This window comes from Pseudomonas sp. 15A4 (assembly GCF_016925575.1).
In the GTDB taxonomy this organism is placed as follows: Bacteria; Pseudomonadota; Gammaproteobacteria; order Pseudomonadales; family Pseudomonadaceae; genus Aquipseudomonas.
The window spans coordinates 5,018,387-5,038,343 of the sequence record NZ_CP068986.1 but is presented as its reverse complement, the minus strand read 5'-3'; the positions used below and the strand labels follow the sequence as shown (position 1 = coordinate 5,038,343).

At 61.8% G+C, this 19,957-nt stretch carries 14 protein-coding genes and 1 pseudogene; 11 read left to right on the top strand and 4 right to left on the bottom strand.

What is annotated here, in order from left to right; all coding sequences use genetic code 11:
- The first annotated feature begins 121 nt into the window (after positions 1 to 121).
- Entirely contained in the window at positions 122 to 2,980 is a 2,859-nt protein-coding gene (locus tag JN403_RS22350; RefSeq protein ID WP_205484349.1) for a hypothetical protein, read from the top strand.
- Positions 2,881 to 5,418: a DUF6543 domain-containing protein gene (locus JN403_RS22345; protein ID WP_205484347.1), complete on the top strand. Its 2,538-nt coding sequence runs from the start codon at positions 2,881 to 2,883 to the stop codon at positions 5,416 to 5,418. Before JN403_RS22350 ends, JN403_RS22345 begins: the two co-directional genes overlap by 100 nt.
- Before the next feature lie 81 nt (positions 5,419 to 5,499).
- Here JN403_RS22345 and JN403_RS22340 read toward each other — a convergent pair whose 3' ends face one another.
- From JN403_RS22340 to egtB, 3 genes are all read right to left on the bottom strand, one after another.
- Entirely contained in the window at positions 5,500 to 6,651 is a 1,152-nt protein-coding gene (locus JN403_RS22340) for an acyl-CoA dehydrogenase family protein (protein ID WP_205484345.1), read from the bottom strand.
- A gap of 3 nt (positions 6,652 to 6,654) precedes the next feature.
- A complete protein-coding gene (locus JN403_RS22335) occupies positions 6,655 to 7,752 on the bottom strand; it encodes an enoyl-CoA hydratase/isomerase family protein (protein WP_205484343.1) in 1,098 nt (365 codons plus the stop codon).
- A gap of 168 nt (positions 7,753 to 7,920) precedes the next feature.
- Positions 7,921 to 10,068 carry an ergothioneine biosynthesis protein EgtB gene (egtB, locus tag JN403_RS22330; RefSeq protein WP_205484341.1) on the bottom strand — a complete coding sequence of 716 codons (2,148 nt, stop codon included), beginning with the start codon at positions 10,066 to 10,068 and terminating at the stop codon, positions 7,921 to 7,923.
- 459 nt (positions 10,069 to 10,527) lie between these two features.
- Here egtB and JN403_RS22325 point away from each other — a divergent pair, with 459 nt between their 5' ends.
- From JN403_RS22325 to JN403_RS22310, 4 genes and pseudogenes are all read left to right on the top strand, one after another.
- Positions 10,528 to 11,700: an XdhC/CoxI family protein gene (locus JN403_RS22325; RefSeq protein ID WP_205484340.1), complete on the top strand. Its 1,173-nt coding sequence runs from the start codon at positions 10,528 to 10,530 to the stop codon at positions 11,698 to 11,700.
- Between the two features lie 81 nt (positions 11,701 to 11,781).
- Complete coding sequence (locus tag JN403_RS22320) at positions 11,782 to 13,461, top strand: MFS transporter (RefSeq protein ID WP_205484338.1); 1,680 nt, start codon at positions 11,782 to 11,784, stop codon at positions 13,459 to 13,461.
- A gap of 107 nt (positions 13,462 to 13,568) precedes the next feature.
- A pseudogene (locus JN403_RS22315) lies at positions 13,569 to 14,683 on the top strand (HlyD family secretion protein).
- 237 nt (positions 14,684 to 14,920) lie between these two features.
- A complete protein-coding gene (locus JN403_RS22310; protein ID WP_205484336.1) occupies positions 14,921 to 16,153 on the top strand; it encodes a cytochrome c biogenesis protein DipZ in 1,233 nt (410 codons plus the stop codon).
- A gap of 10 nt (positions 16,154 to 16,163) precedes the next feature.
- Here the strand turns inward: JN403_RS22310 and JN403_RS22305 are convergent, their stop codons facing one another.
- Positions 16,164 to 16,706, bottom strand: a complete 543-nt coding sequence (locus tag JN403_RS22305) for a cytochrome b (RefSeq protein ID WP_275900171.1) — start codon at positions 16,704 to 16,706, stop codon at positions 16,164 to 16,166.
- 554 nt (positions 16,707 to 17,260) lie between these two features.
- On the opposite strand from JN403_RS22305, the gene JN403_RS25835 reads away from it, so the two are divergent.
- Genes JN403_RS25835 through JN403_RS25720 form a run of 5 tightly spaced genes read left to right on the top strand, consistent with a single transcriptional unit; the run spans position 17,261 to position 19,946 of the window.
- Positions 17,261 to 17,734: a transaldolase family protein gene (locus JN403_RS25835; protein ID WP_205484334.1), complete on the top strand. Its 474-nt coding sequence runs from the start codon at positions 17,261 to 17,263 to the stop codon at positions 17,732 to 17,734.
- On the top strand, positions 17,731 to 18,486 hold the full coding sequence (locus tag JN403_RS22295; RefSeq protein ID WP_205484332.1) for a transaldolase family protein: 756 nt from the start codon (positions 17,731 to 17,733) through the stop codon (positions 18,484 to 18,486). Before JN403_RS25835 ends, JN403_RS22295 begins: the two co-directional genes overlap by 4 nt.
- Positions 18,483 to 19,220 carry a sulfotransferase family protein gene (locus JN403_RS22290; protein ID WP_205484330.1) on the top strand — a complete coding sequence of 246 codons (738 nt, stop codon included), beginning with the start codon at positions 18,483 to 18,485 and terminating at the stop codon, positions 19,218 to 19,220. The genes JN403_RS22295 and JN403_RS22290 overlap by 4 nt, the downstream gene beginning before the upstream one ends.
- Positions 19,192 to 19,737, top strand: coding sequence for an SDR family oxidoreductase (locus JN403_RS25725; RefSeq protein ID WP_345945856.1), 546 nt, complete (start codon positions 19,192 to 19,194; stop codon positions 19,735 to 19,737). Before JN403_RS22290 ends, JN403_RS25725 begins: the two co-directional genes overlap by 29 nt.
- Positions 19,734 to 19,946 carry an SDR family oxidoreductase gene (locus tag JN403_RS25720; protein WP_240356744.1) on the top strand — a complete coding sequence of 71 codons (213 nt, stop codon included), beginning with the start codon at positions 19,734 to 19,736 and terminating at the stop codon, positions 19,944 to 19,946. Before JN403_RS25725 ends, JN403_RS25720 begins: the two co-directional genes overlap by 4 nt.
- The last annotated feature ends 11 nt before the right edge of the window (positions 19,947 to 19,957 follow it).

Below are 19,957 nucleotides of genomic sequence, written 5' to 3'. Positions count from 1 at the left end.
TTTCCTTCCCGTGTACAGCGTTATGTACCGCAGTCGCGGTGGATTTCTTCCCTACGCTCCCAGCCTTCCTGCCCACAGCCGGCCAACGCCAGCCGTGGGCGCCTGTGCTCAAGGAGCTATCATGTCCACCGTTACCACCACGTACTTCAACAGCGCGTCACTGCGACAGCGCTTTCTCGACGAACTCGACCACGCTTTCGCTGCGGGCGTGCTCGGCTCTTCCGAACAAACCTGGCTCAGACGCGCAGCAGGCGCGATGGCTGCCGATGATCCCGATCCGGTCAGGGTCGATCGGCTGTTGCTCAATGACGGCCCGCCCACGTCGCTTGAGCTCAGCGCTGCGCTGATGTTCAGCCACGGCCAGACCCCCGACCCACGGATTTTTCTGTTTACCCTGGCGTCCGGCATCGAAGCCTTTGACGATCGCCATGCTTTGCTGGAGGCGCTGCTTGGACGCTTTGCGAACAGCGACCGCTCGGCGGCGTTCGAGTACGAGAAAATCGAAAATCAGTTTTTTCACGCGCAGATGCAGGCCATCGTCGAATATCAGGCGCAGTCAGTGAGGCAGTTCACCGAGAAGCTGAAGTTGACCCCTGACCTGGTTGGCGCTGTCACGTCGGCTCTGGCCCTGCAACTGCGCCGGCTGCTGCCGGATCAGGCTATTGATCCGGCGAAGCACCTTATGCGCATGGTGCAACCTGCTTTCAGTGCTGACGAAGAGCAGGTGCTGATGACGCAAACCCTGGCGCAGACGGCCTTTGAAGCGTTTTGCAAGGCCGAGCAGACTGCGGGGGTGACGCAGCAATTTCTGGATGAGCAGGGGCGGGTGGTAAGCGATCGCGACGCGCAATTATTCACGCAGGCCATGGCCGATGCGATTCCTGCGCTGCCTGACCGATTCGCCGCGCTGCTGCGCGATTACTGGAGCCAGCAACGCGCGACCGGTTCCTGCCGCGACATGGCTATTCAGGTCTACGCGACCAGCCTGTGCCATGAGCTGTACCGCTACGGCCACGAGGGCAACCTCACTCGGCAAGAGTACGAAAGGCTGAAGCCGTTGCTCATCTCGGCGCCGCTCTACACCTCGTCAGACGCTCAAGTGCGCTGCAGACGTCTTGTGCTGCACCTGGCTGACGGGACCGTCACGCAACTGGCCGGCACACTGGTTTTCGATTTCAGCCCGGCCGACCTGCCGCTGCTGTGGTTTACGCCGGAGCACGGCCTGCGCCGATTCGCCAACCTGACGTCGCTGAGTTCATTTTGCTCAACCCCGGAAGGACGCGAGCTGTTGCGCCCGACACTGGGGATTGCCGACCAGCCACTGTTGCTGCGTGAAGGCTCCTTGACCGTGTCGCTGGAGATCATCGGCGGGCCCATGCTTCGCGAACGGGTGGATTCCATCCTTGCGCTTCAGCTGCGCAATCTGCAGTACGTCACAGGTTTGTCGGCTGAGTCGGTGAAGGTGTCGGCGATGTATGACGACGCGCTGGACGTGCGTCACCTGATCGATCCGCGTCAGGTGCATTTCACTGCGGGCCGCTGGCGGCACAATCAACCGATGGACTTCGCCGCCGTCTGGTGCAGCAGCGCCGCGGACAACCTGATTCAGGTCGCCCTGGCGCCGGGGCCTGACAGTGCCGTCCATGAACCCCCAGCCTCCGGACCCTCCCAGACCGCTGTGCTTCAGCCGTCGCCACCGTCCTGGCTGGAGAGAACCCAGGCGTCCGATGCCAGCGCGGCGCACCTGCGCCAGTTGGACAACGTTCTCGTCAGCTACGCCGAGCAGGCACTGCAGAGCTATCTCTGCGCGGCGTCGGCACGGGGCCTGCGCGCGGGTGAGGTCCGGGTTCGCTGGCTGGAATCGCTGCCGATTGCCGCCTCCGATGTCGAGCCGACCTCTGTCGCCATCAGTGAATCCTTGCGCGCGACGTCAATGGATCTGGTGGCGTTGTTGCTTGAGCGCGTGAGTGGTCACCGACCTGATCCCCTCATACACACGGCGCAGGTACTGGTCTCTTCCCAGGTGGCAGGGGCGCACCTGGATATCGAGCTGATCAACTTCATGCTCAAGCGCATTGCCGAGGACTTCGTCGAACGCTACCTGGATCGGTTTGAGCAGTCACGCGTCGCCCTTGCGCGCCTTGACGACAGGCAGCTGCAGCCGGTTGCGATGGCGCTGGTGCTCAGGGAAGACGCCCTGCGGCTGGACCTGGCCGTGAGGCAGCGCATGGAACAGGTGACGAGCGAGCAGGCGCGCATGGTCATGCAAGTGCTCAACGCTCCGCTCCGTGCGCAGAGAACAGCGTCGGGCCTGTCGATGACCGACGTGTTTTCGCTTTCGCTGGTATACGGGCCCGAGGTCAGGGCCATCCTCAGCGATGCGATGGTGCTCTGGCAGCCGTTTCAGCCCGGCGCAGGTCTGATGTTCTGGAGCAGCCTGCAGGGGTGGGAGTACTTCGCCTCCACTCAGGCATTGATCGACAAACTCAGCAGTCGATTGCGCAGCGGACACAGCGAGCGCTGGCTGGGTTTGTTGGGGGAGCGAGACCGGGTGCTGCTGCGCAATCACCTGCGTACGCAACCGAGCGGGCAACTTCATGTGCGTTTCAATCGTTGCGACGGCCATGCGATCGAGGCGTTACAGCAGAGCGTGTTCAATCGCCAGTTGCAGAATCTTCAGCAGCTGTGCGCCCGGGCCCGGCGTTGTCGGTTTGAAGCCGGGCTCTTTACCGGCGTCGCCCGTGCCACCGAACTGGATACGCAACTGGTCGACATGCTTGACGCGCTCGCGGTCCGGATCGACAACACCCTGTTTGAAGAGCTGTTGCCGGACTGGTTCAAGACCGCCTCGGTCAGCGACATTCGTGCCTATAACGCGATATGGCGTCGTTTTTTCTCGCCAGCGAAGGCGATGAAGACTTTCTCTTTGGCATCCCGACGCTCTCTGAATACGCGCGCACCAGGCTGCTTGATCAGATGAGCATGGATTTCCCAGGACGCAATCTGGATCCTGACCAGATCAGGGTCACCCAGCGTCGTTACGTGGCCGCGCCTCCCGGCATTGGACAAATTCCCTCAGCGATTCCCGCCGCCACCCTTGAGCACAGCGAGTCACTGACCGATTACGCCATCAATCGCTTCGTTGAATTCCCGGACGCGGCGTTGACCCTCCACTCCACCGAATACCCCGATGTCAGCCGCCTGGTGACACCGGATTATGTGCGCAGGACTGTCCGTCGGCTGGACGTCGGCGCAGGCTTCCGAGCATTGTTGCGGCAGACGTTGAATCCTGCGGATGCCAATTGGGAAAAGCGAAACACCCTCTATGTCAATCAGCTGCCGCCGATGATGCAGGCGGTGGCGATGCAGCATAAGTTGCAAGGAAAACTGAGTTTCAGGGCCTGCGAATTCATCTCGCAGGTGGTTGAAATGCCCGACGGTATCGCCCGCGAACCGTTTGACGGCGAGCGCACGATCATCAGTGCCCTGCGCCTGGTTGCCGATGAAGGCATGACACCCGACCCCGTCAAGGGCGTTTATCTGATCTGCGCCGAGGACCCTGACAGCGGCCCGGTGATTTTGCACGCCGTGTACCACCCGGATTTGGTCTTCCGCGAGTACGCCAGCCTGTCCGCCTTACTGGCCGATATACGCAGCGACACCACAGTGCAACAGCTGCTGCTCGAACGACTGGACCCGGAAATACGCAAGCGATACGAACACGGCGGGTTCGTCGAGCCCCATCTGCCGTTCTTTTACCAGGGGCCGGGCGATGTGCCCACCAACACGCCGGGGCCGGTCACGGTTTCGCTCGATGAAGAAAAGGGCAACGCCCTGCAGTTCATGTTTACCGACACCGTCAGCCTGCTGCTGGACATTGGCGCGTCCGACACGGTCACCACCGAGGAGGCCGATCAGGCGTCCCGCAAGTTCCTGGCGTCGCTGGGCCTGGAGCAGGCATTGAGCATCGTGCCCGGCAAGCTCGCCACTCTGGTTGCGTTGTGGCAGAGCCATACGCTGTTTCGTGCATCGGCGGCGTCTGCGGCCGGGCGTCATTGGGGCGAGGCCATCTCGGAGTTTTCCGCGGCGCTGGGCGTGATGGTGACGGCCAGGGAACAGGCCGAAAAGGACGAGTTGATCGGGGGCGATCTGATCACCGACGAGGACTTGAGATCCTCAGACTTTTCCTGGGATGAGGTCACACTCACCGCCGAGCAACTGAAGCGCCTGCAGGCGCTGGAGGCCCGGAACATCTCGCTCAAAAATCTGCGTCGCGATGAATTGTTGAGCCTGTTCATCAACCCGAGCAACGGCAAGGCCTACGCGGCGGTTGCCGGACGGGTATATGAAGTGCGACGCGAGGCCAATAACGGCAGATGGATGATTATCGGCGCAGACCGGACACTCGGCCCGCGCATCAGGCTGGACGACAAGCAGCGCTGGCAGCTGGACATCGAGTCCGGTCTGAAGGGCGGTGGCGGGGCAGTGACCAAGCTGCGCGCACATGCTGCGGACGTCAGCGCCGATGACGTCTTGCTCGTCGAGGCCACTGGCATGCCCGAGATACGCCAGTTCTTTCGCGAACGCGCGCAGCATATCGGCGAGGCTCATCTGCAGGCCAAGCGCTACCTTGAAAACGCGCTGGATAACTTGAACGTGCATAAACCGGGCGCTCCGCTGCACCCGCGTGTCACGCAAATCATCGGTGACTTTTTTGGCGTCAGTCAGCCCGATCCCGAACTGTTGGTCGAGACCGAGCGCGCGATCAAGGCGCTGTTCGATGAGGTCATGGATGCGTCGCTGTCGCCGTATTCATCACCGCGGTTTGTGGTGGGGACCAATCGCGCGGGCCATTCAGGGACCATGGGCTTCGTCATCAAGAGGGACCCGAAAAAGCGCGTGTTCCTGACTGATCGCTATTTTGATGCACCGCCGTTCCCGCTCACACCCGAGGCGGCCGCCCAGGGCTTCGATTGCCCGGCCCATTACCGTGCCGCGACGTTGATCCACGAACTCTCGCACCTGGTGCTCGATACCCACGACATTGCTTATCTGGAAAGCACGGCGCCGTATCCCGACCTGCTACTGGAAAACAACGCCAACAACATCAAGCTGAAAGCGGATATCGAGCGGATGCAAACCTACGGCTTGTCGCACCTGAGCACGCGCAATGAGCTGTTTCTGCAGCTGAAAGAGGGCGAGTGGCGTGATTTCGATGAAGATGAGGGCTTTGAACACGGCGCTATCCTCAAGCTTGCGCGCACCAAGACTCTGGACGAGGCCCGTGACGTGTTTCTCAGCGATGCGAGTAAACGAAGCAAGATTCTGCTGGCCAATGCCGATTCGGTGACCCTGCTGATCCTGCGCCTGGGAAGACGCAGCTTTGTCGTGCCAGCCTCTTCGCCGGGCGGCCGCTGAGTGACAAACGCCGAGCTTTGAGGGGCTCGGCGTTCGTTGGGTGGTGAGCAGGCGAGGGCGTGCCGGCGAACCGGCTCACCCTTACAGCGCGTAGAGCCGTAGCTCGCGGGCAATCAGCAAACGCTGGATTTCGCTGGAGCCCTCGTATATCTGAGTGATCCGCGCGTCCCGGTAGTATCTCTCCACCGGGTAATCTTCCAGATAGCCGTAGCCACCATGAATCTGCACGGCCTTGGAGCAGACCCACTCGGCCATTTCCGAGGCGAACAGTTTGGCCTGGGACGCTTCCGACAGGCAGGGTTTGCCCGCCGTTCTCAGGCGTGCAGCGTGCAGGACCAGCAATCGCGAGGCGTTGATGCGGGTGTGCATGTCGGCCAGCAGATTGGCGACGCTCTGGTGTTCGATGATCGGCTTGTCGAACTGCACCCGCTCGCGGGCGTACCCCAGCGCGGCCTCGAAGGCGGCGCGAGCGATGCCCAGGGCCTGGGCGGCAATGCCGATGCGTCCGCCTTCCAGGTTCGAAAGGGCAATCGAAAGACCCTTGCCCCGTTCACCCAACAGGTTCTGCGCCGGAATCCGGCAGTCGTTCAGGGTCACCGCGCAGGTGTCGGAGGCGCGGATACCCATTTTGTGCTCCATGCGGTCGACGCTGTAGCCGGGATTGTCGGTGGGCACCAGAAACGCCGACAAGCCGCGCTTGCCCAGCTCCGGGTCGGTGACGGCGAAGACGATCGCCAACTGCGCGCGCTTGCCGTTGCTGACGAACTGCTTGGCGCCATTGAGCACCCATTCGCCGTCTTTCAGCTCCGCGCGGGTGCGCAGGTTGTGAGCTTCAGAGCCGGCCTGGGGTTCGGTCAGGCAGAAGCAACCGATGGCCTGGCCACTGGCGAGTTTTTCAAGCCACTGTTGTTTCTGCGCGTCGCTGCCGTAGTTGAGCACCGGCCCGCAGCCCACTGAACTGTGCACGCTCATCAGCGTGCCGGTGGCGCCGTCGGCGGCGGAGATCTCTTCCACCGCCAGCGCGTAGGCGACGTAGTCGATGTAGCTGCCGCCCCATTCGTCCGGAACGATCATGCCAAGCAGGCCCAGTTCGCCCATCTTGGCCACCAGCCCGTCGTCGATCCAGCCGGCTTTTTCCCAGGCTTGAGCATGGGGCGCGATTTCGTTGCGCGCGAAGTCCCGCGCCATGTCGCGGATCATCACTTGTTCTTCGGTCATTTCAATATCTTGCATAGGTCACGCCTCATGACCGCTGAAGAAGCTTGCCACGTGCTCGGCATCCAGGGCCTGCACACTGGAAGGGCTCCATTGCGGTTTCTTGTCTTTGTCGACGATCAAGGCACGAACGCCTTCGATCAGGTCACCGCGTTCAAACCACTGGCGGTCCAGGTGCAGCTCCAGGGCGAAACAACGCTCCAGCGGCAAGTGCCGGCCGCGGCGCAGCAGCTCCAGGGTCACTGCCATGGCCAGTGGTGAGCGGGTTTGCATCAGGTGAGCGGTGTCGATGGCCCAGGCATGGGTGTCAAAGACACTCACTTCCAGCAGTTGCTCGATGATGCTCGGGACGTCTGGCAGGGCGAAGAAGTGATCGATGGCTGGCCGCAACCGGGCCAGCGGCGGGGCGGGCAGATGCTGCACGCCGAGTTTCGCCAGCACGCCCTGCAAGTCCTTGAGCGGGGTCAGGCTCCACTTCAGATTATCCAGCTGCAGATCGAGGTCATCGAGGCGTTCGCCGTCGAGGTACCAGTTCGCCAGACCGCAATACAGCGCGTCGGCAGCCTGGATCTGCACACCGGTGACGCCCAGATAGACTCCCAGCTCGCCGGGGACCCGGGACAGAAAGTAGCTGCCGCCGACGTCAGGGAAATAACCGATCGCCACTTCCGGCATCGCCAGACGGCTACGTTCAGTGACGACGCGCAGGTCTGCACCTTGCGCCAGCCCCATGCCGCCGCCCAGCACGAAGCCGTCCATCAGGGCGACGACGGGTTTGCGGTAACGATGCAGCGTGAGGTCCAACGCGTATTCTTCGACAAAGAAGTCCAGGTGCTCGGTTCGACCGGCGTGGAAGCTGTCGTACAGCGAGCGGATGTCGCCGCCGGCGCAGAACGCCTTTTCGCCGGAGCCGCGCAGGACCACGGCGTAGACGTCATCATCCTTCGCCCAGGCGTCCAGCTGGAACTGCAGCTGCCGGACCATGTGCAGGTCGATGGCGTTGAGGCCCTGGGGGCGGTTGAGGGTGAGGTGACCAATGTGATTGCGAACGTCGGACAGAACGCTCGCGCAGGCTGATTGCTGGCCCGCGTATTCGGCAGGTAAGACCTGAGCCGTCATCGCTGACTCCCTGTTGATTATTGTTGTGCTCAATCCCCGGCTGAACCGCCGGGATCCGTGAGGGTGCTAACGGATGCTACCAGCGCCATTTTGCAAATGACACTGGAGAATCCTGTGGGAATGTCGAGGCATCAACCGACCGCAATTGTGGGAGAACAGCGATCCCCATCAAGCCTGCAAACTGAACAGCGCCATTTCCGGCGCGTCGCTGATCCAGCATTCGCTGACGGTCCACCCTGCACGGGCCGCCAGTTCAGTGAACGACTCGACGGTAAACTTGTGGGAGTTCTCGGTGTGCAGCCGTTCACCGGCAGCGAAACGGAAGGTGTGGCCGGCGACGGTGACGCTCTGCTGTTTGCGGCTGACCAGGTGCATTTCCATGCAGGACTGTTCGGCATTCCAGACCGCCAGATGGTCGAAGGCAGAAACGTCGAAGTCGGCGTGCAGCTCGCGATTGATGCGGGTCAGCAGGTTCTTGTTGAACTGCGCGGTAACGCCCTCGGCATCATCGTAGGCCGCCACCAGTGTCTGCTCGTCCTTGACCAGATCGACGCCGACGATGAAATGGGCGTTTTCACCCAGCACATCGTGGGCGCTGTGGAGGAAATCAACAGCCTGCTCGTGGGTGAAGTTGCCGATGGTGGAGCCCGGAAAGAAACCCACGCGCGTGTGGCCGTCGGCTTCTTCAGGCAGCGTGAGCACCCGGGTGAAGTCATCGACCTGCGGCGCGACGACCAGCGACGGGTAGCGCTGGCGCAATGACCGTGCGGCCTTGTTCAGCGCGGTTGCACTGATGTCGATGGGCACGTAGACGGCGATGTGCGGCGCGGCATCGAGCACCAGGCGCGTCTTCTCACTGGCGCCGCTGCCGAATTCCACCAGCGCTGCGCCGTGTGGAATGGTCGCGGCGATCTGCCCGGCGATGCTTTTCAGCAGCCCGGTTTCGGCGCGGGTGGGGTAGTACTCAGGCGTTTCGCAGATGGCTTCGAACAGGTCCGAACCCGCTGCGTCGTAGAAATACTTGGGCGACAGGGTTTTCTGCGGGGCGCCTAGACCGGCCACCACGTCGCGGGCAAACTCGCTGTCGTTGGGGTCAACCACGCCGGGCTGACGGCTGTCACGGGCCAGGCGCAGGCCCGAGACCATCCAGCGCTTGTCGGCGTGGAAGAAATTGCGGTATGTCAGGCGGCAGTGATCGGGCGACGTGATGCTGGCACCGCCCCGCAGGACCATCTGATTGACCATGAACTTGCCGTTGTACTCGCCGACGGCACCCACTGACGGCTTGAAGCCGGGGTAGGCGCTGTAGGCACTTTGGGTCCACTGCCAGGCGACGTCGTCCACTTGCTCCAGCAGACCGGCGCGGGCAGCGGCTTCCCATTCGGCTTCGGTGGGCAGGCGCGCATCGGCCCACAGTGCAAATGCGGCGGCTTCGTAATAACTGATGTGGGTGACCGGCGCTGACGGGTCGATCGACTCAAGACCGCGCAGGCTCATGCGCTTCCAGCCGTTCTCGTCGTGCTGCCAGTACATCGGTGAATTCCAGCCGTGTTCCTGCACCAGCGTCCAGCCTTCGGACAGCCACAACGCAGCGGTGTGATAGCCGCCGTCGGCAATAAAGCTCAGCCATTCCCCATTGGTCACCAGCCGGTCGCTGATCTCGAAGGACTGCAGGTAGGTGGTATGGCGTGGGCCTTCGTTGTCAAACGAAAAGCCGTCGCCGTCGTGGCCGATCTCGGTCAGGCCGGCGCTTAGCGGCTTGAAATGACCGCGGCGTCCGGACAGGTCCTTCGGCCAGCGTGGGCTATAGGCCGGTTTCAGCGACGAGAGGCTGAACAGATGGAGAATGTCCATCAGCAGCAGTTCCTGATGCTGCTCTTCGTGGGCGAGGCCGAGTTCGATCAGGCTGGTCATCTCGTCGCTCAGCGGCGTCATCAGCAGCGTGGTCATGTTTTCGTCGACGTGCCTGCGGTAGGCCAGGACCTGATCGACGCTCGGCCGGGTCATCAGACCGCGTTGCGGACGCGGATGGCGCGGGCCGACGGCTTCGTAATAGGAGTTGAACAGGTAGCCGAATGTCGGATCGAAGGGCTCGTACGCCGACAGGTTCGGGATCAGCAGAAATGTCTCGAAGAACCACGTGGTGTGCGCCATGTGCCATTTGGCCGGGCTGGCGTCAGGCATCGACTGCACCACCATGTCCTCGGCGCTCAGCGGCTCGACCAGAAATTCGGTACGGTCGCGCACGCTCTGAAAGCGCTGGCACAGGGTGTGAGTGGAGGATGTTTCGCGAAGCTGGCGTAATTGGCGCGTCATCAGGTGCTCTCCGGCGTAGCCGATGCCCGGTGGGCCCGGTGGACTGATTCCACGCAGCCAGGCGGTACGGCGATTCAGGGTTTGAGACTCGGGTCGCCCGGAATGTTCAACCGAAATATCCAAACGAAGGATGGCGCTTGTCCACGAGTACGTTGATGCCCTGGATTATCAGCGTTTTGCATGGATTTAACGGCAAGCTTCGAGTGTAGCCCCGGCGTCGGCTGATTCGCCCGGTTGGTGACCGATGGCCAACCCGCGCGCCGTCTGCGGTAACCTGCTGGCCAATCGCTGGAAGTGCGCTGCGCACGACGCGTGTTTCGTGGGCAAAACCTGAACCTGCGCCGCGACTCGCAGTCTGCACAACAGCACTTGCGTCACAGACGGCAGTGGCTTTTCAGGCTATGTGTCAGGTGACAAACGAATCACGCCAGATGAATGAACCGGTTTTTGGGGACGCGCATGAATGATCTATCCAGTCTGCTGGAGGCGCTTGATGAGGCGCAGACCGGGCAGCAGGAAGTGGTGATCGCCACGGTGGTCAAGGTCGAGGGTTCGGCCTACCGACGCCCGGGGGCGCGGATGATCATCGCGCCGATGGGCGAGTCGACCGGTACCGTCAGCGGCGGCTGCCTGGAAAGCGACGTCAGCAAAAAGGCCTGGTGGCTGACGGCCAATGGCAAGCCGTCCATGCGCACATACAGCACGGGCGAGGACGACGACGAGCTCGAAGACGCCGAACTCAGCTTCGGGCTGGGTTGCAACGGCACGGTGCACATCCTTTTCGAGCGGATAGATCCTCACGCCGCGAGTCTGGTGGTCGACGTGCTGCGTGAGGTCAAGGCCAGCGGATCTGGCGCTGCGCTGGCGACGGTGATCGGCACACAAAGCGAACGTCACACCGCGCTGGGTGAACGGGTGGCGATTCGCTCATCCGGGCAGGTGCAGGTCGAAATGCGCGAACGCTGGCTGGCGACGGCCGTGGCCGAGGACCTGAAAACGGTGCTCGATGCCCGCCGCTCGGCCACCCGTAACTACGACAGCGCGGACGGCGCCGTTGAAGTGCTGCTTGAGTACATCGCAGCGCCGCGTCGACTGGTGGTCTTCGGTGCCGGACATGACGCCATGCCGCTGGTCAGCATGGCGCGGTTGCAGGGCTGGCACATCACGGTGATCGACGCGCGCTCGCATTTCGCCCGGCCCCAGCGTTTTCCGGATGCCGATCAGGTGCTTTCAGCGCCCCTGCAACCGATGCCCGAACTCCATGCGATGGTCGCCGATGCCGCCGTGGTGGTGATGACCCACAGCCTGAGCCAGGACCGTCATTGGCTGGGGCAGGTTCTGCAATCGACGCCGCGCTACATTGGCCAGCTCGGGCCACGCAGCCGCACCGAACGTTTGCTCGACGAGCTGCCGGATCAGGCCCGTGAAGCCGCTGCGCAGGCCAGCCTGCATTACCCGGTCGGGCTGGACCTGGGCGGTGACGCGCCCCACAGCGTGGCGTTGTCGATCCTCGCCGAGATCAACGCGGTGTTCAACGGCCGCAGCGGCGGGATGCTCAAGCATCGACAGGCAAGCATTCATGCGGTGGATGTGACGCTGGAGCAGGCGCGGGAACTGAGAATGATCAGCTAGTTTTAACGGGGGACCATTCTTGCAGGAATGGCCTCCCTCGCTTCTCGGTGATCTCGGCACGGCATCCATCAGGTTCGCTCAATGAACGACAAGTACAAACCCCACGACTGGGCCCCCCACGAGCGACCAACGTTGCCGGGGTCGCCGTCGACGCCCTTGCACGCAACGCCCAAGCGCTGGGCCTACGCCATCGTCGGCGTGATCGTGGCCTTGACCGGCGGGCTGGGCAACGCGCTGGTGGTCGCCAACCTCCAATACCTGCAAGGCTCGCTGGGCGCCACCCAGGCCGAAATCGCGTGGCTGCCGGCTGCTTACGTCATGACCAACGTTTCGATGAATCTGCTGTTGGTGAAGTTTCGCCAGCAGTTTGGTCTGCGAGCGTTCACTGAAGTATTTCTGGTGCTGTACGCGCTGGTCACCTTCGCCCACTTGTTCGTCAACGACATCGAATCGGCCATCGCCGTTCGCGCTGCCCACGGCATGGTCGGCGCGGCACTGAGTTCGCTGGGCCTGTACTACATGATTCAGGCTTTTCCGCAGAAGTGGCGGATGAAAGCGCTGGTGCTGGGCCTCGGCACGGCGCAACTGGCGACACCGCTGGCGCGACTGGTCTCCGAAGACCTGTTGCAGATTGCCGAATGGCGCGGGCTTTACCTGTTCGAACTGGGCATGTGCCTGCTGTCCCTGGGCTGCGTGCTGATTCTCAAGTTGCCACCGGGCGACCGCTTCAAGGCTTTCGAAAAACTCGATTTTCTGACCTTCGCCTTGCTGGCATCAGGCTTCGCGGCACTGTGCGCGGCGTTGTCGCTGGGGCGAATCGAGTGGTGGCTTGAACAACCGTGGATCGGCATCGCTCTCGCGTCGTCCATCGTGCTGATCCTGGCCGGACTGTGCATCGAGCACAACCGCACCCGCCCGCTGTTGATCACCCGCTGGCTGGGCAGTGGACGGATGATCCGCTTCGCCTTCGGCGTGCTGCTGACGCGGATCGTGCTGTCGGAACAATCCACCGGCGCGGTCGGTTTTCTTCAGGGCATGAACCAGGGCACCGAGCAGTTGCACACGCTGTATATGTTCATGCTGCTGGGCAGCGTCGCCGGCCTGGCGATCAGCGCACTGACGATCGATCCGCAGCACCTGTTCAAGCCATTGATCATTTCCCTGGCGCTGATGGCGATCGGTTCGAGCATGGACAGCTTTTCAACCAGCCTGACCCGCGGCCCGCAGATGTATTTCAGCCAGTTTTTGCTGGCGTTCGGCGGCACCTTCTTTCTTGGGCCGACCCTGGTACTGGGCATCAGCGGGGTGATCAGCAACCCGCGCAACATGGTCAGTTTTTCGGTGATGTTCGGGATCACTCAAAACGTCGGCAGCCTGATCGGCTCGGCGTTGCTGGGCACCTTTCAGGTCTGGCGCGAGAAATTCCATTCGGCGCATATCGTCGAACACGTCACGCTGATTGATGCTCAGGTGCAGTCGCGCCTGCAAAGCGCGAGCGGGACCTATATTTCCGCCATCGCCGACCCGGCGGCGCGCACCAGTCTGGGCATTCGCTCGCTGGCGACGGCCGCCACCCGCGAAGCCAATACCCTGGCCTATAACGATGTATTCATGCTGATTGCGGTCATCGCGGTGCTGACCATGATCTGGATCACCAGCCGCGCCACCTGGCTGTGGATCACCACCGAGCCGGTCGCGCCGTTTACGCCGGCGACCCCTGCGGCATCTCCCTTAACACCTTCTGGCGCTCAACCTTCATGACAGAACCCGGCAAACCTTCTGGCAACGCTACTGGCTATACAACACCCGGTGATTCGGGCAGCTCTGCACCGTCCTCGGCGAGTGCTCCGGCGCCCGCGCCGGCGGTGATGCCGGCCACCACGCAACCGCGTTCGGCGCGTATCCGCCTGGTGTCCTCCATTCTGTTCGGCGGCATCGCCCTGGCGGGTGTGCTGGTCGTGCTGTATGCGTGGCAGTTACCGCCGTTCAGCAGTCCGATCGAAAGCACCGAGAACGCCCTGATTCGCGGGCAAACCACGATCATCGGCCCACAGCTGAGTGGCTATGTGTACGAAGTGCCGGTGCAGGATTTTCAGTGGGTCAAGCAGGGCGACTTGCTGGTGCGCATCGACGACCGGATCTATCAGCAGCACCTGGATCAGGGCATTGCTCAGTTGGGCGTTCAACAGGCCGCACTGGCCAATAATCTGCAGCAACGGCGCAGCGCCGAAGCCACTATTGCCCAGCGGCAGGCCGCTATCGCGAATGCCCAGGCCCAGAGTGACAAGGCCGCAGCCGACCTTCGCCGCGGGCAGGCGCTGGTGACTGATGGCTCAGTGTCGAAAAGCGAATTCGATGTGACCCGTGCCGCAGATGCGCAAGCGAAGGCGGCGCTGGCCGAGGCCAAAGCGGCGCTGGAGATTTCCCGTCAGGACCTGCAGACGGTGATTGTCAATCGCGGCTCGCTGGAGGCCTCGGTGAAGAATGCCGAGGCGGCCATTGAGCTGGCGCGGATCGACCTGACCAACACGCGCATCACCGCACCTCGGGACGGTCAGTTGGGTCAGATCGGGGTGCGCTTGGGTGCGTACGTCAATTCCGGCGCACAGTTGATGGCGCTGGTGCCGCGCCCGCGCTGGATCATCGCCAACATGAAAGAAACCCAGATGGCCAACGTGCGTCTGGGTCAGCCGGTGAGTTTCACCGTCGATGCCCTGGAAAATCTGAAGATGCGCGGCCGGGTGCAGCGCATTTCCCCGCAGCGGGGTCCGAGTTCAGCCTGCTGCCTGCCGACAACGCCACCGGCAACTTCGTCAAGATCGCCCAGCGCATTCCGGTGCGCATCACCATCGACGACGACCAGCACGACGTCGACCGTCTGCGACCGGGGATGTCGGTGGTGGTCAGCATCGACACCAGCCAGGACGGCGCCGTACCGCCGGACCCGGTGGATGGCAAGGTGGACTCGGTGAACGGTCGCTGAATCGGCCCGCCTGTATCGCCGTGTATCCCGTCCCGTGGCAAATACGTGCCGATTCGTTGACTGATGTTTCCGACACACCGGCGACACCTCCCGCACGTTGAATGGCGGCTGCGAGGCAACACGCCTCGGCCGCTCTTACATCCAACGTGCCCAGTGCCCGGAGCCCGCCATGAACTGGAAAAACCTCACCACTGCCTTCCTGTCCGCCACGCTCATCAGCGACGTGGGTGGCCGGCCATGTTTCTGATCGCGTTTCTGGGCGGCATCGTTACGGTGCTCAGCCCCTGCATCTTGCCGGTCATCCCCTTTCTGTTTGCCCGGGCCGATCGGTCGGCGTCGTCGGTGCTGATGACCCTGCTGGGGCTGACCCTGACGTTTGCGCTGGTCTCAATCCTGGCCGTGGTCAGCAGCGACTGGGTGGTGGCGGCCAACGGCATCGGTCGTGATATCGCGCTGGTCATCCTGACGCTGTTTGCCCTGTCGCTGCTTTCCGTCCGCTTGGGTCACTGGCTGATGCTGCCGCTGGTGACGCTGGGCAATCGGCTCGACCCGGCTACGCGGCGCCTGTCCGGTCCTTGTGCGTCAGTGGCGATCGGTGTTGCGACCGGTTTGCTATGGGCGCCATGTGCCGGTCCGATTCTGGGGATCATTCTCACCGGCGCGATGTTGCAGGGGCCGAATGCGCAGACCAGCCTGTTGCTACTGGCGTACGGGCTCGGCAGTGCGGTGTCGTTGGGGGTACTGATTTTCGCCGGACGCGGGTTGCTCGCGCGGCTGAAACTGTCGCTGCCGGTCACCGGCTGGCTGCGGCGTGGCATTGGCTTCGCTGCATTGCTGGTGGCCGTGACCCTTGCCACCGGCTCGCAGAATCAGTTGCTCGCTGGCACCACGTCTGAAGGCGCAGCCGCGGTAGAAAAGGGCCTGCTCAGCGCCGTGCCCAAAACCATCGACTACGTCGTCGCCCGCGTCAACGCTGCCGCCGCGCCGAATCTCGGCAGCCAGGGCGCGATGCCTTCACTCTCCGGCGCAACGGCATGGCTCAACTCGCCGCCGCTCGATGATGAATCCCTGCGCGGCAAGGTGGTGCTGGTCGATTTCTGGACCTTCGACTGCATCAACTGCCAGCACAGTGTTCCGCACGTCAATGAGTGGGCGAAGAAGTACGAGAAGGATGGCCTGGTGGTGATCGGCGTGCACACGCCTGAATACCCTTACGAACGGGACATCGACAATGTGCGCAAGAACGTCGCCAGGCTGGGCCTGAATTACCCGATCGCTGTCGACAACGACTATGCCATCTGGCGCGCTTTCGACAATCAGTACTGGCCCGCGCATTACCTCATCGACGCCCGGGGGCAGATCCGTTACAGCCACTTTGGCGAAGGCGCCTACGACACCCAGGAGCAGGTCATTCGCCAGCTCCTCGATGAGGCCCATGGAAAGGCTGAAGCGAGAGGCGCTGACGAATGACAGGTCGCGCTTACACCATGCGTCTGACGGTGTTGTCCTTGCGCACAAAGTGGTGCCAGATCGCCGCGACCATGTGCAGGCCGATGACGTAGTAGAAAATCGTACCCAGCAGGACGTGGTAATGCTCCAGTGTTTCGGCGGTGTCCTTGGAAAGGTCGAACGGCGCCGGAATACTCAGCGAGGTCAGGGGAATTGGCAAGGCGCCACGTTCCAGCAGCACCGTGAACAGACCCAGCAGGGGTTGTGCGAACAGGAAGGCGTACAGCGCGTAATGGGACAACGTGGCGGCCAGACGCAACGCGCCTTCCAGAGGCGGGATGATGCCGGGCGGCGTGTGGCGGCGGCGCTCGGCGATGCGGAAAAATGCCATGACCAGCACGACAATGCCGACCCAGAAATGCGTTTGCACCACGAAGGTTCGTGCGTCGCTGCCACGGGCCAGTTGGGTACGGCTCAGGATCAGCGCGTAGGCGAGCACAATCAGGATCGCCATCACCCAGTGAAACCAGCGGGCTTTATAGCTGTAGCGTTCGGTAGCGAAAGGTTTGCTCACGGTCAGGTCTCTTGGTCTGTTTTTGTGATCTGGCGCGGCGCAATCACTGCCGCAGCGCTTTCATAACCCAATGGCGGGTGGTCGTCGAGGACAACGTGCGAGTCGACCTGCACTTGGCGCATCACCCGCTTGCGCGTGAAACATGTCCGCAGCGTTATCGCTTCCACTACGAAACAGTTCCATCCCTCATAATTGGTATGACTAATTATTTCACAGATCGCGGCTTCGAAAAGTTCATGGGCTGACTTGCTTAATACTGATTTGCACTAATTCTGATACTTAAATTAAATGTCATTCGTTTGAGTAAATTCAAATAGCGGGAAAACGCTGAATAATCATTCATCTTGATATTAGCTATATGCACTGCATCTTTTTATTCTGAATTGGCATTAAAAATCTGTCTAAATCAGTTTGACAGGTCATCTGCATGGATCCATCTTAATGCCTCGACGGCTCAGATTCCTGACTATCAGCTTGAAAAAGCTGGCATTTTGCCCGTATGCAATGGGGGCCTCGATTTTTCCTGGGTCTATTGAAAAGGGAAGGGCATTTACATGGATGCTTCGGGCTTTGTTGATCTGTTAAAACGTCATAACTCCGATGCGCAAGTGTGGTTTGATTCGTCGCCGACTGTATATAAAGACTGCGCCAACAAGTTGATGCGGGATTATCCGGACATGCGCGATGTTATTACCGGACTGTTGCCCGATGAACCGGGTAGTTCGGATGCAGGCGTCAGCGGGGCCACTACCAACCCTTCGCTCATCGGTCAGGCTGTCATGAGCAATGCAGCCCACTACCGTGATTTCCTTCACACCTTGCCGACGTCGATGTCGGTCGAACCCCGGCTGCGACAGCTCTACGACCAGGTGATCATCGACAGCGCTCAACCGTTGCTGCCGCTGTTTAAGCGTTCAAGACACCGATACGGCTGGATGTCGGCACAAATCGAGGGCGGGCACTGGATGAATCAGGACGCGCTGGTGGCGCGGGGCTGGAACTGGCGGCGCTGGCGCCGAACATCATGATCAAGATCCCCGGCAGCGCCCAGGGCTATCGCGCCATAGAGCAGTTGGTGGCGCGGGGCTGCTCGATCAACAACACCTTGTGTTTTACCGTTTCCCAGCTGGAGGCCTGCCTCAAGGCCATCCATGCCGGGCGTCAGCGTGCACTCGCCAACGGCGTGAACACGGAGCGGGCGCGTTACGTGGTCAGCTTCATGATTGGTCGGCTGGGTGCGGAAACGGAGTTCGAGCGGCAGGCGCGGGGCAGTCGTATCAACCTCAGCCGCACGGACAAACGCTGGGCGGAGCTTGCGGTGTATCAGGCGATGCAGGCGCTGATGCGACGGCGCGAGACCCCGGCGCAACTGTTGCTGTGCAGCATCAAGGTCGACACCGATGCACGCGGCCGCGAGCATTGCTGGCACCTGCAGCGCACCGGCGCCGACACCACGCTGTACACGCTGACGCCTCAGCTCATCGAGTTTATCGTGCGTCGCCAGCAGGCCGGGCGCAGCATCGTACCGGCCACCGAGTGGGTGCAGATTCCCGGCAAAGTCCTCGATCGTCTTCTGGCCATTCCTTATTTCAACCAGGCGTATTTTGAAGGCGGCCTGACCCAGGACGAATACGCGCGTCATCCGGCGTTCCTCACCGCAGGCAATGACGTGCGCCTGGGCATGCAACGCCTGCAAGGCTTTATCACCGACACCCTGGATCCGCCAGGTTTCGTGCGTCGGTCCGCGTTTCGGCAAGCGGCTCTGGAGGGCCGGGCATGAACCGCATGATTGCCCTGTGGGCCCATCCTCGGTCGCGCTCGACAGTGCTGGAAAGGGTGTTCATCGAGCGCGGTGACTTCGAGGTGTTCCACGAGCCTTTTTCGCACATGGCCTTCGACGAGCATTCGGCCATTCCCCATGGCGACCTCAACTGCGGGATACCCCGTGACTACGAAGCGATCAAGGCCCTGTTGCGCAACGCCCGCCAGCGCTCGTCTGTCTTGCACAAGGACATGTGCTACCACTGTCTCGCCCCGTTGAAGGCTGATGCCGAGTTTTTAATGGAGCAGCAGAACGTCTTCATCATTCGCGACCCGGCCCGGGCGATTCTTTCCCATTACGCGATCTTCCCGCAGATGCCGGTGCAGGCGATCGGTCACCAGGCGCTCTACGAAATATTCTGCGAAGTCAGGCGGCTGACCGGCAAAACCCCCTGGGTGATCAACGCAGAGGACCTTGCCAGCCGCCCGGAACATACCGTGCGCAGGCTGTGTGACCACCTGCAGCTGGACTTCATGCCCGATGCCTTGAACTGGAACGCGACATGTCCCGAACAATGGAAGACCTGGCGCGGCTGGCACAAGGACGCGGAAAACAGCACCACCATCACAGCTGGCAGCGCCGACTTCGACGAGCGTCCTCTGCACGCTGATTCGCGCTTGCTGACCTACTACCAGCTTCATCGGCCTTTTTATGAGCGCATGAATCAGTTCACCGAGCAGGGACAGCCATGAAAAAATCGTCATCACCGGTGCCGCCAACGGCATCGGCAAGGCCACCGCCATTGCTTGTGTAGAGGCGGGTTATTACGTCATCGCCGCTGACAAGGATCGCCTGGGGCTGCAAGCCTTGCAGGCCCGTCTGCCCACGCATCGGCTGGAAACGCACCTGGCAGACTTTTCTCAGCCGCAGGTCTATCAGTCATTCATCGGCGACCTCTATGACCGCCACCGACACAACGCACTTGAGGCGCTGGTGAACAATGCCGGGATCTATCACGGCAAGAGCGTCTATGACTACAGCGACGAGGAGGTGGAGGAAATATGGGCGGTCAATCTGAAGTCGCTGGTTTACCTGTCGAAGGATTTCGCCCGGCGCGAGTCCGGCGCAACGCACTTGCGCAGCATCGTCAACGTCACGTCGGTTGCGGGTGAGGTCGGCAGCATGGACGCGCTGTACGGCGCGACGAAGGCTGGGGTGATCGGCCTGACCAAGGCCAATGCCTGGAATTTTGCCCCCGGATCCGGGTGAACGCCGTGTCCCCGGGGCTGATTCGTGACACCTCGATTCATGACCGTATTCCGGAGCCGCGCCTTAAGGAGTACGAGCGGCAGGAAATCATCAAGGAGCCCATCCAGCCAGACGGCGTGGCCGACGTCATTCTGTTCCTGCTCTCGGAAAAGAGCCGTCACCTGACCGGAAAAGTCCTCGCAGTGGATAACGGCGCCTACCCGCGCTAGCGATCAGGAAC

What these genes read in the sequence shown, in the direction of transcription:
- JN403_RS22340 (WP_205484345.1), bottom strand. Translation starts at nt 6,651, where the DNA reads ATGCAAGATATTGAAATGACCGAAGAACAAGTGATGATCCGCGACATG.
- JN403_RS22345 (WP_205484347.1), top strand. Translation starts at nt 2,881, where the DNA reads ATGGCGTCGTTTTTTCTCGCCAGCGAAGGCGATGAAGACTTTCTCTTT.
- egtB (WP_205484341.1), bottom strand. Translation starts at nt 10,068, where the DNA reads ATGACGCGCCAATTACGCCAGCTTCGCGAAACATCCTCCACTCACACC.
- JN403_RS22335 (WP_205484343.1), bottom strand. Translation starts at nt 7,752, where the DNA reads ATGACGGCTCAGGTCTTACCTGCCGAATACGCGGGCCAGCAATCAGCC.
- JN403_RS22320 (WP_205484338.1), top strand. Translation starts at nt 11,782, where the DNA reads ATGAACGACAAGTACAAACCCCACGACTGGGCCCCCCACGAGCGACCA.
- JN403_RS25835 (WP_205484334.1), top strand. Translation starts at nt 17,261, where the DNA reads ATGGATGCTTCGGGCTTTGTTGATCTGTTAAAACGTCATAACTCCGAT.
- JN403_RS22295 (WP_205484332.1), top strand. Translation starts at nt 17,731, where the DNA reads ATGATCAAGATCCCCGGCAGCGCCCAGGGCTATCGCGCCATAGAGCAG.
- JN403_RS22325 (WP_205484340.1), top strand. Translation starts at nt 10,528, where the DNA reads ATGAATGATCTATCCAGTCTGCTGGAGGCGCTTGATGAGGCGCAGACC.
- JN403_RS22290 (WP_205484330.1), top strand. Translation starts at nt 18,483, where the DNA reads ATGAACCGCATGATTGCCCTGTGGGCCCATCCTCGGTCGCGCTCGACA.
- JN403_RS22310 (WP_205484336.1), top strand. Translation starts at nt 14,921, where the DNA reads ATGTTTCTGATCGCGTTTCTGGGCGGCATCGTTACGGTGCTCAGCCCC.
- JN403_RS22350 (WP_205484349.1), top strand. Translation starts at nt 122, where the DNA reads ATGTCCACCGTTACCACCACGTACTTCAACAGCGCGTCACTGCGACAG.